Origin of the sequence: Brevundimonas sp. TWP2-3-4b1 (assembly GCF_049897665.1) — a bacterium.
GTDB lineage: Bacteria > Pseudomonadota > Alphaproteobacteria > Caulobacterales > Caulobacteraceae > Brevundimonas > Brevundimonas subvibrioides_B.
In genome coordinates, this window is the sequence record NZ_JAFCWQ010000019.1 from 1 (window position 1) to 13,500 (window position 13,500).

The 13,500-nt window shown below is 67.1% G+C and carries 14 protein-coding genes and 1 tRNA gene; 5 read left to right on the top strand and 10 right to left on the bottom strand.

Going from position 1 to position 13,500, the window contains the following annotated elements:
- Window positions 1-133 precede the first annotated feature (133 nt).
- Complete coding sequence (locus tag ACP7A5_RS13530) at window positions 134-1,480, bottom strand: DcaP family trimeric outer membrane transporter (protein WP_426042403.1); 1,347 nt, start codon at window positions 1,478-1,480, stop codon at window positions 134-136.
- A 162-nt stretch (window positions 1,481-1,642) separates the two neighbouring features.
- Between ACP7A5_RS13530 and ACP7A5_RS13535 the strand changes: the two genes are divergently transcribed.
- Window positions 1,643-2,260: a response regulator transcription factor gene (locus tag ACP7A5_RS13535; protein ID WP_426042404.1), complete on the top strand. Its 618-nt coding sequence runs from the start codon at window positions 1,643-1,645 to the stop codon at window positions 2,258-2,260.
- 19 nt (window positions 2,261-2,279) lie between these two features.
- Here ACP7A5_RS13535 and ACP7A5_RS13540 read toward each other — a convergent pair whose 3' ends face one another.
- Entirely contained in the window at window positions 2,280-5,660 is a 3,381-nt protein-coding gene (locus ACP7A5_RS13540; RefSeq protein ID WP_426042405.1) for a hybrid sensor histidine kinase/response regulator, read from the bottom strand.
- Between the two features lie 98 nt (window positions 5,661-5,758).
- Complete coding sequence (locus tag ACP7A5_RS13545) at window positions 5,759-7,432, bottom strand: MFS transporter (protein ID WP_426042406.1); 1,674 nt, start codon at window positions 7,430-7,432, stop codon at window positions 5,759-5,761.
- Window positions 7,433-7,927: 495 nt separating this feature from the next.
- On the opposite strand from ACP7A5_RS13545, the gene ACP7A5_RS13550 reads away from it, so the two are divergent.
- Complete coding sequence (locus tag ACP7A5_RS13550; protein ID WP_426042407.1) at window positions 7,928-8,629, top strand: cytochrome b/b6 domain-containing protein; 702 nt, start codon at window positions 7,928-7,930, stop codon at window positions 8,627-8,629.
- A 22-nt stretch (window positions 8,630-8,651) separates the two neighbouring features.
- Here ACP7A5_RS13550 and ACP7A5_RS13555 read toward each other — a convergent pair whose 3' ends face one another.
- The 5 genes from ACP7A5_RS13555 to ACP7A5_RS13575 are packed head-to-tail and all read right to left on the bottom strand — an operon-like array spanning window position 8,652 to window position 11,955.
- The gene (locus ACP7A5_RS13555) at window positions 8,652-9,353 is read right to left on the bottom strand and encodes a VIT1/CCC1 transporter family protein (RefSeq protein ID WP_426042408.1); all 702 of its coding nucleotides are present in this window, start codon (window positions 9,351-9,353) and stop codon (window positions 8,652-8,654) included.
- A complete protein-coding gene (locus tag ACP7A5_RS13560) occupies window positions 9,350-10,378 on the bottom strand; it encodes a sensor histidine kinase (RefSeq protein ID WP_426042409.1) in 1,029 nt (342 codons plus the stop codon). The genes ACP7A5_RS13555 and ACP7A5_RS13560 overlap by 4 nt, the downstream gene beginning before the upstream one ends.
- Window positions 10,375-11,052, bottom strand: a complete 678-nt coding sequence (locus ACP7A5_RS13565) for a response regulator transcription factor (RefSeq protein WP_426042410.1) — start codon at window positions 11,050-11,052, stop codon at window positions 10,375-10,377. Before ACP7A5_RS13565 ends, ACP7A5_RS13560 begins: the two co-directional genes overlap by 4 nt.
- On the bottom strand, window positions 11,033-11,647 hold the full coding sequence (locus tag ACP7A5_RS13570) for a cytochrome b/b6 domain-containing protein (protein WP_426042411.1): 615 nt from the start codon (window positions 11,645-11,647) through the stop codon (window positions 11,033-11,035). Before ACP7A5_RS13570 ends, ACP7A5_RS13565 begins: the two co-directional genes overlap by 20 nt.
- A 5-nt stretch (window positions 11,648-11,652) precedes the next feature.
- Window positions 11,653-11,955 (bottom strand): PepSY domain-containing protein, encoded by a 303-nt coding sequence (locus ACP7A5_RS13575; RefSeq protein ID WP_426042412.1) that lies wholly within the window; start codon window positions 11,953-11,955, stop codon window positions 11,653-11,655.
- A 208-nt stretch (window positions 11,956-12,163) separates the two neighbouring features.
- Here ACP7A5_RS13575 and ACP7A5_RS13580 point away from each other — a divergent pair, with 208 nt between their 5' ends.
- Together ACP7A5_RS13580 and ACP7A5_RS13585 are read left to right on the top strand one after the other, a co-directional pair.
- Window positions 12,164-12,478, top strand: coding sequence for a hypothetical protein (locus ACP7A5_RS13580; RefSeq protein WP_426042413.1), 315 nt, complete (start codon window positions 12,164-12,166; stop codon window positions 12,476-12,478).
- Between the two features lie 12 nt (window positions 12,479-12,490).
- A complete protein-coding gene (locus ACP7A5_RS13585; RefSeq protein ID WP_426042414.1) occupies window positions 12,491-12,631 on the top strand; it encodes a ferritin family protein in 141 nt (46 codons plus the stop codon).
- A gap of 159 nt (window positions 12,632-12,790) precedes the next feature.
- Here the strand turns inward: ACP7A5_RS13585 and ACP7A5_RS13590 are convergent, their stop codons facing one another.
- Window positions 12,791-12,955: a hypothetical protein gene (locus tag ACP7A5_RS13590; RefSeq protein ID WP_426042415.1), complete on the bottom strand. Its 165-nt coding sequence runs from the start codon at window positions 12,953-12,955 to the stop codon at window positions 12,791-12,793.
- 99 nt (window positions 12,956-13,054) lie between these two features.
- Between ACP7A5_RS13590 and ACP7A5_RS13595 the strand changes: the two genes are divergently transcribed.
- On the top strand, window positions 13,055-13,282 hold the full coding sequence (locus ACP7A5_RS13595) for a hypothetical protein (RefSeq protein WP_426042416.1): 228 nt from the start codon (window positions 13,055-13,057) through the stop codon (window positions 13,280-13,282).
- Window positions 13,283-13,382: 100 nt separating this feature from the next.
- Here the strand turns inward: ACP7A5_RS13595 and ACP7A5_RS13600 are convergent.
- Window positions 13,383-13,458, bottom strand: a tRNA-Lys gene (locus ACP7A5_RS13600).
- Window positions 13,459-13,500: the final 42 nt, after the last annotated feature.

Genomic DNA, 13,500 nt, shown 5'->3' on the forward strand with positions numbered 1-13,500 from the left:
GAAGGCGTCCGGCGTCTCGCGCGCCGCGAGCCGCGCGGCCTCGTAGGCGGCGGCGTCCATATGGGCGCGTTCGGCCCAGTCGGCAGGGACGGGATACAGGTCGGGGTCGGTCATGGGGGGGACCTTCAAAGCGCTAGAAGCCATATTTTGCAAACACCTGAAGGCGGGTCACATCACCCGACAGGCCCGATTCCAGCTCCCGCTCGCCATGCATGAGCTTGGCGCCGAGATCCATGCCCGGGATGGGCGTCCAGATCAGGTTGGCCCGCACGCTCTGGGCCGACCTGTTGGTCGCGAGACCGATGATCGACGGGTCGTTGTCCACGGTCTGGGCCGACCAGGTCAGGTTCGAGCGCCACTGCGGCGACCAGATATGGCGATAGCTGGCGAAGCCGGCGACAAGGCGGATCGCCTGCAGGTCTCCGGACGCGTTGAGGACGGCGTCGTTGGCGAAGTTCAGGCCGACGTAGCGGCCGATGCCCTCGCCGCCGGACAGCATCAGACGAAGATCGTCGGCGGCGCCGACCTTGATCCTGGCTGCGGCGGACAGGCCCCAGCCCGCGGTCGAGGAGTCGATCGCGCCGACGCCTGTCGTCTGATCCCGCAGCTGGCGCACGAGGCCCGCGACCGAGGCCTCGCCCCATGGCCGGGAGATCGCATAGCGGGCGGTCAGGTCCGGCAGGCTGTTGTCGTCGGCCACGATCCGGGTCGCACCGAGATGGGGCGTGATGGTCGTTTCGGGATTCTCCAGCGCGATCGAGAACGGACCGCGCGTGTAGCGGACCTGGACCTGACGGTTGAAGACGGTTCCCTCGGAAGCCCCGACATAGTCGGCCGTGTCGGGCAGGACCGCGAGGTTCTGGAAGTTCGTCCACTCCTGGCCGAACAGCCAGTTGTCGATGGTCACGAAGGCGCGGCGCAGCGCGGGAGTGGACGGGCTGGTCGTCCGCTGGTCGCCGGTCCCCGGCAGGACCTGGAAGTCCATTTCGATCCGCGTGCCGACCTTGTGGCCGCCGATCATGCCGTCGGTCGTCAGCCAGAACCGGGTTTGACGTGCGTTGAAGTCGGTGGCTGTACTTTCGTCCGCGCCACCGACGGGGATCGAGCCCGGCAGATAGAAATCACGCAGCTGGTCGCCATTCGCGGGGTCGCCGCCGCTGTACTGACTGGCCATGAAGTCGGCCTTCACATAGCCGCCGATCTTCAGGACGTTGTTGCCGACGCGGAAGCCGTCCGCCGGGGTGACGACGGGCGGGGGCGCAGGCGGCCCGGCGGCGACGGTCTGGTCGATGCGGATGATGTCCCGGGCCTGGGCTGTCTGCTGGGCATGCGACGCCTGGACCTCGCCTTTCAGCGCGTCCAGCTGGGCCTCCAGCAGGGCGATCCGGGCCTCCAGCGCGGCGGGGCCGTCCTGCGCCCGGACCGGAGCGCCGATCAGGGCGAGCGTTGCGGCGCCGGCCATCAGGATGTGTCTGAGCATGGTTTCCTCCCGGGGTGCGTCTGATGCGCGCCTGTCGAGACCTTTCCGGAAGGAACCGCTTTGGAGCCATTAGCCATTGGTCTAGTTACGACCAAGGTCGGGGGGTGTCAGAGTGGCGCAGGGCACGCGCCGCCAGAGCGCGGCCCGGGAGCAGACGACATCATGGACCGCATCGTCATCGCCGATGATCACCCCCTGTTCCGGGCTGCTCTCGCGACGGCGCTGATGCGCGCGGCGCCCATGGCCTTGATCGAGGAAACGTCCAGCCTGGCCGGGGCGCGCGCCGCCCTGTCGGCCGGCCCGGTCGATCTGCTGCTGCTGGACCTCAAGCTGTCGGACAGCGAGGGGTTCGCCGGCCTTGCCGGCATTCGCGCCGACTTTCCCGCGGCGCCCGTCGCGATCGTCTCCGCCAGCGAAGATGAGGCCACCATCCGTCGGGCGCTTGCATTCGGCGCGGCGGGCTTCATCCCCAAGTCCGCCACCCTGGCGATCATGGTCGAGGCGCTGGCGTCCATCCTGGCCGGCGAGGTATGGGCTCCGGTCCTGCCGGATGCCCCGGTGGTCGAGTCCATGGAGGCGCGGATCGCCAGCCTCACGCCATCCCAGCTGAAGATCCTGATCGGATTGCAGCATGGACGTTTGAACAAGCAGATCGCCTTCGACCTCGGCGTCACCGAGGCGACGATCAAGGCGCATTTGACCGGCGTATTCCGCAAGCTGGGCGTTCATAACCGGACGCAGGCCGTGATCGCAGCCCAGGCTCTGACCACGGAGATCTGAGGTAGAAGGCGAACGCCGCTCAGATCCCTCTCTTGCTGGACAGGAATGCCTTGAGGTTCGCCGGCTTGACCGGCTTGGACATCAGGACGGCTCCCGCCGCCGCCGCCCGCGCGGGGAGGGTCGGGTCGGCATCGGCGCTGATCAGGGCGAGATGGCTGACGCCGCGCGCCTTCAGCGTTTCGATCACGACGAGGCCATCGGGGCCTTCGCCCAGATGGAGATCGATCAGGGCGGCGTCGAATGCGCCTCTGACCGCAACGGCCGAGGCCGCGTCCGGGGCCGTCACGACGGTCATGCCCCAGCGCGTGAGCAGGGCGCTCAGCGCCTCGAGGATGACCGGCTCGTTGTCCACGCAAAGGACCCGCAGCCCCGTCGACAAAGGCTGCAGAGAGAGCTGCGGCGTCGGCGCCGAGGCGATGGCCTCCGCGAGCGGCGCGGTGACCGAAAACGCGGACCCGCGACCCGGGCTGGATCGCAGCGCAAGCGGGTGATCGAGCAAGCTGGCGACCCGCTGCACGATGGCCAGACCCAGTCCGACGCCAGGCTCGTCGCCGCCCTGTCCCGGCAGCCGGGTGAACTCGGTGAAGATCGCTTCCCGCTGGTCTTCGGCGATGCCGCGACCGGTATCCAGGATGTCGATCCTCAACGTCTCGCCGATCGTGCGCGCCCCGACGAGGATGCGGCCCTTGTCGGTGTATCGGATGGCGTTTCCGACGAGGTTTTGAAGCAGGGAGCGCAGCAAATCGGCGTCGGACAGCACCCATCGACCTGACGATATGACGCTCAGTCGCAGCCCCTTCTCGACCGCCAGGGGTGTGAACTCGCGCCGTATGTCGGCGAACAGGGCCTCGACCGACAGGGCCCCGACGGTCGGCCGCACGCCACCGGCCTCGAGCCGTGAGAGGTTGAGCAGGGCCTTCAGCAGGCCGTGGGCGGATTCGATAGAACGATCCGCGTTGTCCACCAGACGCCAGGTCTCGGGCTCCTGCGCGCCCTTGCCCTCCTTCAGCGCCGCGATGAACAGCCGGGCGGCGTGAAGCGGCTGCAGCAGGTCGTGACTGGCGGCGGCGAGGAAGCGGGTTTTGGAGGCCGTGGCGTCCTCCGCCGCCTGTTTGGCCTCGACGAGCCGTTCGGTCCGGTCCGCCACGCGGGCCTCAAGTTGCTCGTTGGCCTCCTCCAGCGCCAGGGCCGCGCGGCGTAGTTCAGTGATATCCGTGTAACTGGTGACATAGCCGCCCCCCGACATCGGCGCGCCGGTCGATTTGAGGATGCGACCGGTCGGCTGGGCGCGCTCGTGGTCATGCGGCTCGCGGCGTCGCAGCGCCTCCAGCCGCCGCTCGATCCAGGCTTCCAGATCGTATTGTGCGACCTCACCCCGCTCGGCATTCAGCCGATAGACCGCGGCCACCGGCTGGCCGACGTGGACGAAGCCTGACGGCAGACCGAACAGCTCGATATAGCGGGCGTTCCAGGCGATGAGGCGCAGGTCCTCGTCGACCACGCTGACACCCTGGTCGATGTTGTCGAGTGTGGCCTGCAGCAGTTCCCGGTTGAACTGGACGGCCTGGGACGCCTCGTCTAGCATGCGCACCACGTCCTCCGGCGCGCGACCGCCGCCGGCGAGCGCCGCAGAGATGACCCGTCGGGCCGAGGAGGCTCCGACCGCGCCCGCCAGCATCCGCTCGGCCGCACGCGCTAGGCCCGCATCGGCCGGTTCGGCGTCCTTCAGGACGCGACCGGTCTCTCGCCCGAAGGCAGCAAAGGCCCGATCGGCCCCGGGATCGCCTACGAACCGGGCGACCAGCGTCTTCAGATCGCCCACCGAGGCGCCGGACGGGGCGGACGCCTGTTCCCGCCAGTCCGGACTCAGGCGATCGACGAAGGCGCGCGCCTGGATCCGATCGATCAGTCGTGGCTGGGCGGCTCGCGAGACCAGGACATAGACCAGGGTATTGAGGCCCAGGCTCACGAAGACGGCGGCGGGCAGGGCGTCATCCAGGCCGAACGGCCGGATCGCGCCGGCGCCGAGGGTGGAGCCGATTTGCGGCAAGGCCAGCAGCAATAGCCAGATCGCCGTGCCGCAGATGATCCCTGCGATGGCCCCGCGTGCATGGCCGTCTCGCCACATCACCGCGCCGAACAACGCGGGCGCCAGCTGGGCCAGGGCGGCGAACGACGTCAGGCCGATCGACGCCAGGCCGGACGCGCGATCAATGGCCTGGAAATAGAGCCAGGCCAGCAGAAGGATGGCGCAGATGACGATCCGACGCACCTGCAGGATGGTCTTGGCGACGTCCGACGAATCCTCTCGCCGCCGCCACCGACCGCGGGCCAGCAAGGGCAGGATCAGGCTGTTGGACGCCATGGCCGAAAGGGCGACGGTTTCCACGATCACCATGGCGGTGGCCGCCGAGAAACCACCGACGAAGACGACGGCGGTCAGCAGCGTGGCGCCTTGGGAGAAGGGCAGGTCCAGCACATACAGGTCGGGGTTGGCGATCAGCGTAAACACGCCGCCCGCCGCGAGCAGCGGCACGACGGCCAGGCTGGTGATCAGGAGATAGATCGGAAAGACCCAGCGCGCGCGGCGAATCTGGGCGGGCTGCGCCTCCTCCACGAAGGCGACGTGGAACTGGCGCGGCAGGCAGAAGATGGCGAGCGTCGCCAGCACGGTGATGGCGATGAAGCGTGCGTCGATGACCGGGGGAGCGGCCAGATCCTTCAGCGCGGCCGTCACTGCGTCGGGCGAAGGCGAGCCGAACAGGAGCAGGGCCGCGAAGATCGCAACGGCCACGAGCGCCGCGAGCTTGACGATCGACTCCAGGGCGATGGCCTGGATCAGGCCGCGATTGTGCTCGGTCAGGTCCGGGCGCCGCGCCCCGAACAGGATGGTGAACCCGGCCAGGATGCAGGCGATGACGCTGACCGTCAGCTGCTCGGACCCGGCGACGGGCGTGCCCGCGGTCACCAGTTGCCAGGCCATGGACAGTGATTTCAGCTGCAGCGCGATATAGGGCAGCGACCCCATGATGGCGACGCTGGCGACCAGGGCCCCGAGCGTCTGGCTCTTTCCATATCGGGCGGCGATGAAGTCGGCGATCGAGCCGATATTCTCGCGCCGGGCGGCGGCGGCGATTCGTTGCCAGATCGGGAACAGAACGACGATCCCGAGGGCCGGACCGATGTAGATCGGCAGGTACTCCCAGCCGTCGCGGGACGCTGTGCCGACCGCGCCGTAGTAGGTCCAGGAGGTGCAGTAGATCGCCAGCGACAGGGCATAGGCCCAGGGGCGCGGTCGACGGGCGGGCGCATGAGGTCCCGGCCGTTCCGTCCGCCAGGCGACGAAGAACAGCACCCCCATATAGGCGGCGACCATCGCCAGGATCAGCAGACTGAACATCAGGATCATCTAGAGGGGTTTGGGTCTGGCCCTGCAAGGCAAAGGGCGGGGGATCATTGCCGATCCACCCGCCCCTGCCTTTGCCGCCCTGCGTCGTGTCAGGCGTTCAGGTCGACGTCCTTGCCTTCCTTGACCAGCAGGAAGCCCAGCACCACCGTCGCCAGGGCGACGATGATCGGATACCAGAGGCCGTAGAAGATGTTGCCGGTCGCCGCGACCATGGCGAAGGCCGTCGTCGGCAGGAACCCGCCGAACCAGCCATTGCCGATGTGATAGGGCAGCGACATCGAGGTGTAGCGGATGTTGGTCGGGAACATCTCCACCAGCGCCGCCGCGATCGGCCCGTAGACCATCGTCACATAGAAGCCGAGGATGAACAGGATCAGCACCACCATCGGCTTGTTGACCTGATCGCTGTCGGCCTTGGCGGGATAGCCTGCGGAGGCCAGCGCACCGCCCAATCCGGTTTCCCAGGTCTTCTTCGCGGCCGCGAACTCGGCGGTGGGAAGCGCCTCGCCCCTGAAGCTGGGGTAGACCACGCTGTCACCGATCCGGACCTCGGCGACGGCACCCGCAGGCGCCGCCAGGTTCGTGTAGTTGACGCCGGCCTTGGCGATATAGGACTTGGCCAGGTCGCAGGACTGGTTGAACACCGTTTTGCCCACGGGATCGAACTGCACGTTACAGTCGGCCGGATCGGCATAGATGGTGACCGGCTGGGACGCCGTCGCATGGGCGAGGGCCGGATTGGCGGCAGTCGTCAGGGCCTGGAACAGCGGGAAATAGGTCAGGGCCGCCAGCAGGCACCCGGCCAGGATCACGGGCTTGCGTCCTACCTTGTCCGAGAGCCAGCCCCAGAAAACGAAGAAGGGGGAGGCGGCGACCAGGGCGATGGCCAGGAGGATGTAGACGAGGGTGGAGTCGACCTTCATGACCCGTTCCAGGAAGAACAGGGCGTAGAACTGGCCCGTGTACCAGATCACCGCCTGCCCGGCAGTCAGACCGACCAAGGCGATCAGCACCAGCTTCAGATTCGGCCATTTCAGGAAGGAGTCCTTCAGCGGCGTCGACGAGCCCTTGCCCTCGGCCTTCATCTTCTGGAACGAGGGGCTCTCCGCCAGCTTCAGTCGGATCCACAGGGACACGCCCAGCAGCAGGATCGAGACCAGGAAGGGGATGCGCCAGCCCCAGTCAGCGAACGCTTCCTCGCCGACCGCCAGGCGGACGCCCAGGATCACCAGCAGGCTGAGAACCAGACCGGCGGTCGCCGTGATCTGGATGAAGGAGGTGAAGAAGCCCCGCTTGCCCTTGGGAGCGTGCTCGGCGACGTAGGTTGCGGCGCCGCCATATTCGCCGCCCAGGGCCAGGCCCTGGATCAGGCGCATGACGACCAGGATGATCGGCGCCGCGATACCGATGGCGGCATAGGACGGCAACAGACCAACCACGAAGGTCGACAGGCCCATCAGCAGCATGGTCACCAGGAATGTGTTCTTGCGACCCCAAAGATCGCCCAGCCGTCCGAAGAAGACGGCTCCGAAGGGGCGCACCGCGAACCCGGCCGCGAAGGCCATCAGCGCGAAGATGTAGCCGGTGGTCTCGTTTACGCCCGAGAAGAACTGGGCCGTGATGATCGCGGCCAGCGAGCCGTACAGATAGAAGTCGTACCACTCGATCACGGTGCCGACGGACGAGGCGAGAATGACAAGACGGGATCGCTTGTCGAGGGCTCGCTGGTCCATAGCGGGCGCACCCACGGCGCTGTCGGTCATAGAAATCCTCCCAAATCTCGCCGTTGATCGGCTGTTCTGTCGCCGCGCAGGCGGCGTCGATCTGGACCGTGACAGCGATCGACCGCTTCGGGCAGATCGACTTTCGTCGAACAGCCTGGGTGGTGGTGGCAGGCAGGGAGCGCCCGGTCCCGTTTCGGGGAATGACGTTCGGGCGCAAAGCGTGCAGGGCAGGGTAGCGCAGGGATGTCCGTCACCGCTCTTCTCCGTCGTTCGCCCTGTCTGGTTTCCCGCAATGACCGCGTTGCGGAGCGACCGATAATGCAGCCTCGCCAGCGTCAGAAGGTCGACCCCTCTCCGTCTCGAAAGCTGCCCGTGAGTTTGGCCCGGGCAAACCCGTCAGCCTTGTCTGACAGCATGTCTGTGAAAGCGGTGACGGTCATTCGCCGCCGGGGGCATCTGTGCGTGAACGAGACCTCGCCGACGTCAGGCTGACGTCAGACTTTAAGCCCAGCATGCGATCGAACGGAGAGTTCCATGACCAGTACGGCTCCACAGGCGATCAGAATCATCAAGACCTGGGACTGGGGCGTTCGCCTGTTTCACTGGCTCCTCGTGGCCGCCATCGCGGTCGCCTTCCTGTCTTCCGAGGAAGGCAGCGCGTTGTCGCCCTGGCACGTCCCTGCGGGTTGGGTGGCGGCGATCCTGATTGCCTTCAGGCTGGTCTGGGGCCTTGTGGGTGGCGAACACGCCCGCTTCGCGAACCTGATCCGTCCGTCGCGGATGGCGGGCCATGTGAGGGGTCTGTTCGCGGGGCGGGTCCATGCCTCGCTGGGTCACAACCCGTTGGGCGGGATCGCCGTGCTGGTCCTTCTGGCCCTGGTCGCCGCGACAACCTTCACCGGGATCACGGGCGGAGAGGACGGGCATGAGGCCATCGCCTACATCCTTCTGGCGATGATCGCCCTGCACGTCGTCGCGGTCGTGGCGATGTCATTCCTGACCCGGGACAATCTGATCGGCGCCATGATCACCGGCCGCAAGAAGACGACCCGCTTCCCGAACGCCCGGGATGCCGCTCCGCCCGCGCGCTTGGCCATACCCCTCGCCGTCCTCGTCGTTGCGGGGTCCGCCTATGCCGCGACCCGCATCGACCCGCGGGCCTTCACACCGGGCGCGCATGGCGAGGCCGGCGAAGGGGGTGAGGGCGGCGAGGCCGGGGAAGCGGACGAAGACTGAAAAGGCCAGGGATCTTGCCAGACTAGATGACGGTCCCGAACAGGTGGCCGATGCCTGCGGTCAACCCCATGGCGAAAGCTCCCCAGAAGGTGACGCGCAATACGGCCTTGACGATGCCGGCCCCGCCGACCCTGGCACCGATGCCGCCCAGCAGGGCCAGACCGACGAGGGCGGAGCCTGACACCAGCGCCACGAGCAGCGATCCGGGCGCCACGACCACCACCGCCAGCGGCAGCACCGCCCCCACCGAGAAGGTTGCGGCTGACGTCAGGGCCGCCTGGATCGGGCGTGCGGCCGTATGCTCGGACAGCCCCAGTTCGTCCCGCGCATGAGCTCCCAGCGCATCATGGACCATAAGCTGGCGCGCGACCTCCAGCGAGACCTGCGCATCGACGCCCCGGCTGCGATAGATGGCGGCCAGTTCGCGGGTCTCGGCCTCCGGATCGGCATCCAGCTCGGCGCGCTCACGCGACAGATCGGCGGCCTCGGTATCGGCTTGAGAGCTGACCGAAACATACTCGCCCGCCGCCATCGACATGGCCCCGGCGACGAGTCCCGCGACGCCCGCGACGAGGATCCCTGTCTTGCTGGTCTGGGCGGCGGCAACGCCAACGATCAGACTGGCGGTCGACACCAGTCCATCATTGGCCCCCAGCACTGCGGCGCGCAGCCATCCGATCCTGGCGACCAGATGGCGTTCGGGATGGCGTTCAAGACGGCTCATGTTTGATTTTCCTTGGCTGGAGAAAAGACGAGGATCAGTTCGGACCGGTCCGGCCGGGTCTCTATCCGTCCACCATGCGCCGCCATGATCCGCGAGACGATGGCCAATCCCAGACCGGCCCCGCTTATGCTTGCGTGATCTCCACGGCGATACCGTTGGCTGAGGTCGGCGAGGCGTTCCGAGGTCAGCCCGCCCCCGCCGTCGATCACCGAGAGCCTTGCGCCTGGCCCGGCCGCGACGATCACCGTGCTTCCGGGCGGCGTCACCCGAAGCCCGTTCTCGACGAGGTTACGAAGGGCGGCGGCAATGGCTTCGCGGCGGCCTTCGACAAGGACGCCACCATCAAGCTCCAGCGCCACCGACTTGTTTTCGGCGACGGCCAGGGGGGCATACTGCGAGACGATTTCCGTGGCGACTTCGGCCAGATCGACCGGGGTCGCAGTCACCGGCGCCGCCGCCTGCACGTCCAGCTGCGCCAGCACCAGAAGCTGATCGACCAGCCGGGACATTGCCGCGACATCCCGCTTCAGCCTCTGCCCTTCGGCCGAATCCAGCCGGTCCAGCTCCAGCGCGAGGACAGCCAGCGGCGTTCTCAGCTCATGGGCGACGTCGGCGGCAAAGGCTTCCTGGCGAGTCGCGGCCTCGTCGAGGCGGGCGAGCATCCCGTTGACGGCATCCGCGAAACCCGTCGCCTCGGCCGGAAAGTCATGCACATCGACCCGGAAGCCCTTGTCGGCGGCCTGGGCGGCCTCGATCCGTGCACCGGCAAGGCTCAGCGGCCGCAGGGATGAGCGGATGACCCACAGCGCGGCCAGGGTCATGGGCACGATCAGCACCAGCAACGGCACCACGACATGGTCGGCGACCTCGTTCGCGATCCCCGCGAACTGGATTTCATCTCGCCTCGCCCGGGACGACAGGCCGTATTCGACCCCCACGAACAGAAGCAGGATGAAGCCGCCGATGACGCTCATCAGGGCAAACCCGAGCATCAGTCGCTGGAAGATGGACGGCGTACGGTTCAAGCGACGGTGTCCCGCATCAGATAGCCCAGCCCACGGACGGTGTGCAGCATCCCTGTGCAGCCCGCATCGTCGAGCTTGCGGCGAAGTCTGGAGACCGCCACCTCGACGGCGTTGGGCGTGACCGGCTCGTTGAACGCATAGAGCGACTCTTCCAGCGATCCCCGGGTCACGACCGACCCTGCCCGGCGCATCAGCGCCTCCAGGAGATCGCCTTCACGCCGTGACAGTTCGATCGGCAGGTCGCCGTGTACGGCCTGGCGCGAGGCGACGTCGAACGCGAGAGGCCCGACCTGAAGCACGGGCGTCATCCGTTGACCCGGTCGCCGCAGGATCGCCCGGCACCGCGCCGACAGCTCCGAAGCCTCGAACGGCTTGACCAGATAGTCGTCCGCCCCGGCGTCCAGCCCCGTGACCCGATCATCGAGCCCGCCGCGCGCGGTCAGGACCAGGATGGGCGTCAGGTCCGTCGCCCGCCGCAGGGTTCGGACCCAGTCGAGCCCGTCGCCATCCGGCAGTCCAAGGTCGAGGAGGATAAGATCGTAGGTCGCGCTGGCGACGGCTTCCGCCGCGCCTTCGATATCCTGGCGCCAGTCGACGACGAAGCCGTCGTGGACGAGCCCTTCGCGGAGGAGCTCGCCCAGCCGGATCGTGTCTTCAACGAGGAGGAGACGCATGATCGACATCCGTACCGCTGGCGGCGCGTTTCCAGCCGGTCACCATCGACATGACCAGATTTTCGCGGTGACGCCAGCTTTCCACGAGCGCTGCGAGCACATGCAGGATCGCAAGCGCCATGATGGTGTTGGCGGCCGTCTCATGGGTCGCCTCGAGCCAGGGTGCGCCCCAGAAGGCGTCCAGACCCATCATCCAGCCGGTGACGCCGCAGAAGAGCGACAGCAGGATCAAGGCTGCCATCATCAGGCCGCCCGCCGGATTGTGGCCGATGTAGCGTGGCTCCCGTCGCTGGATCATGGCTTTTAGATAGCCGGCGATGCGACGGGGGCCTGCGACGAAGTCCGAGAAACGGGCGTGCCGAGGGCCGACGAAGCCCCAGACCAGCCGGATCGCGATCGCCGCGACGATGACATAGCCGACGTAGCGGTGAACCGGCTTCAGTTCGCGAAACACGGTCAGATTGGCGACGATGCCTGTGACCAGCGTCCAGTGAAACAGTCGCACCACCGGATCCCAGACCTTCGTACGACTGTGTGTCGCCGCAGGGGATGGGACGACCGGCCCATCCCCCAGACGCACGGTTGCCCTGGACACGGGGCTCAGTCCTCGTTGTTCTGGACGACGGCGCCGGTCACCGGGTTGAAATAGACCTCGGCGCGATGGCCGTTGGCGGCGCGGGCATAGATCTCATAGCAGCTGCCGCTGACCTGAAAGACGCGGACATTGGTGTAGCCCAACTGGGCGACGCGCGCCCGCATCTGGGCCTCGGTCAGCCATTGGGCGCGGGGCGCCGTGGTGCAGACCGGGCCGGCCGAGGCCGTGGTCGCGAAGCTCGTCATGGCCACGCCGACCGCTGCGGCGAGGGACAGGGCGACGGCCGAGGGGATCAGGAACTTGTTCATGGGGAGCCTCGAGACGATGGACGGGTCGCCGGACAACATCGCCCGGTGACGCCAACCTGATGTCCGAAGCTGACGGCGACCTGACGGCTCGTTTGAAAGCGACGCCGTCTGCAACTGCGGAGCCAGGTCCGGTCGTCAGGCTCCGGTCAGGCTTCGGGCCGAGACAGCATCCGCGCATCGGGCGCACGCCAGACACCGGAGACTTCCCATGACCCTCAAGAGCCTTCTGACCGCCGCCGTCGGCGCCATCGCCCTCTCTGCCGGGGCGGCGGCCGCCCAGGACCTGAATCCGCAGACGCGGGCCAATCTGGAGGCCGCCATGCACGGCGAGGCTTTCGCCAACCTGAAGTATCTTCGCTACGCCGAGGTCGCACGCGAGAGCGGCAACGCCGAACTGGCCCAGTTGTTCGAAAGCTCCGCCAACGTCGAAGCCAACGAGCATTTCGCGCGCGAGGCCGACGCCCTGAAACTGGATGGCACGAACGACGCCAACCTGGTGGATGCGATGGCCGGCGAGCAGTAGGAGAACGTGACCATGTATGTCCGATTTGCGGACCAGGCCGAGGCCGTGGGCGACACCCGCGCCGCAGCGATGTTCCGCCAGATCGCCTCCGACGAGGGCGATCACTACGAACGCTATCGCGCCGCCGCAGAGCGCCTCCGTCAGTCCCGCTAAGTCGTCTTCCGATGCTCCCTTCGCCAGAGTTGGACGAAGGGAGCGACGGCCTGGGTATCGATTCAAGCTATGCCCGCGGTGCTGGCGGTCTAACGCTAGAAGGTCTCCGGTCAGGGTTTAATGGCCAGGTGGCGGAAAGAGCCCGATCAGTTTCAAGCGTCACCGCCTCCCGGCGGCCGTGATCGTGCAGGCAGTGCGCTGGTATTTCCGCTTCACGCTCAGCATTCGCGCCGTCGAGGTGCTGATGGCCGAGCGGAGGAACGAGGTCAGCCGCGAGGCGATCCGCTGCTGGGTTAGCAAGTTCGGACCGTTGATCGCGGCCAATCTGCGCCAGAACCGGCCATCGCCGAGTAACTTAAGCCAAACGGCCTCCGGCAAACCCGGGGCGGTTCAGCGGCCTTCGTCTATGGCGGATATGGTACTTTGCCAGGCTGGAGCTATCACGATCAGTGGTGGGTCTCGCACAATCCCAACGGCACCTTCATGGCGCGCGGCGCCTTTGGCCAGGCCTGCTACGCCGACCCGAAAGCCGAAATGACCATCGTCCGCTTCGCTTCCGGTCCCAACGCTGGAAACGCGCTGATCGATCCAATTCCACTGCCGGCCTACCAGGCGATCAGCGACCACCTCATGGCGGCGTCTCCAGAATAGCTTTTCCCGGCGCCCACTTCTGTGGACGGCCTCTTGATAGGCAAGAGGCCGGTTTGGGTTTGGGCGGTGGATCTGCGAGGTGCGGACGCAATGGAGATGATGGTGGGTGATGTTGGGTTCGAACCAACGACCCGCTGATTAAGAGTCAGCTGCTCTACCAACTGAGCTAATCACCCGTACCATCGTCGCGCGGTCGTCAGGGACGTCCGGCGAAGGGG

Excerpts from the sequence above, each read along its gene's own strand:
- ACP7A5_RS13545 (WP_426042406.1), bottom strand. The coding sequence starts at position 7,432 with ATGACCGACAGCGCCGTGGGTGCGCCCGCTATGGACCAGCGAGCCCTC.
- ACP7A5_RS13540 (WP_426042405.1), bottom strand. The coding sequence starts at position 5,660 with ATGTTCAGTCTGCTGATCCTGGCGATGGTCGCCGCCTATATGGGGGTG.
- ACP7A5_RS13575 (WP_426042412.1), bottom strand. The coding sequence starts at position 11,955 with ATGAACAAGTTCCTGATCCCCTCGGCCGTCGCCCTGTCCCTCGCCGCA.
- ACP7A5_RS13550 (WP_426042407.1), top strand. The coding sequence starts at position 7,928 with ATGACCAGTACGGCTCCACAGGCGATCAGAATCATCAAGACCTGGGAC.
- ACP7A5_RS13565 (WP_426042410.1), bottom strand. The coding sequence starts at position 11,052 with ATGCGTCTCCTCCTCGTTGAAGACACGATCCGGCTGGGCGAGCTCCTC.
- ACP7A5_RS13555 (WP_426042408.1), bottom strand. The coding sequence starts at position 9,353 with ATGAGCCGTCTTGAACGCCATCCCGAACGCCATCTGGTCGCCAGGATC.
- ACP7A5_RS13530 (WP_426042403.1), bottom strand. The coding sequence starts at position 1,480 with ATGCTCAGACACATCCTGATGGCCGGCGCCGCAACGCTCGCCCTGATC.
- ACP7A5_RS13585 (WP_426042414.1), top strand. The coding sequence starts at position 12,491 with ATGTATGTCCGATTTGCGGACCAGGCCGAGGCCGTGGGCGACACCCGC.
- ACP7A5_RS13535 (WP_426042404.1), top strand. The coding sequence starts at position 1,643 with ATGGACCGCATCGTCATCGCCGATGATCACCCCCTGTTCCGGGCTGCT.
- ACP7A5_RS13580 (WP_426042413.1), top strand. The coding sequence starts at position 12,164 with ATGACCCTCAAGAGCCTTCTGACCGCCGCCGTCGGCGCCATCGCCCTC.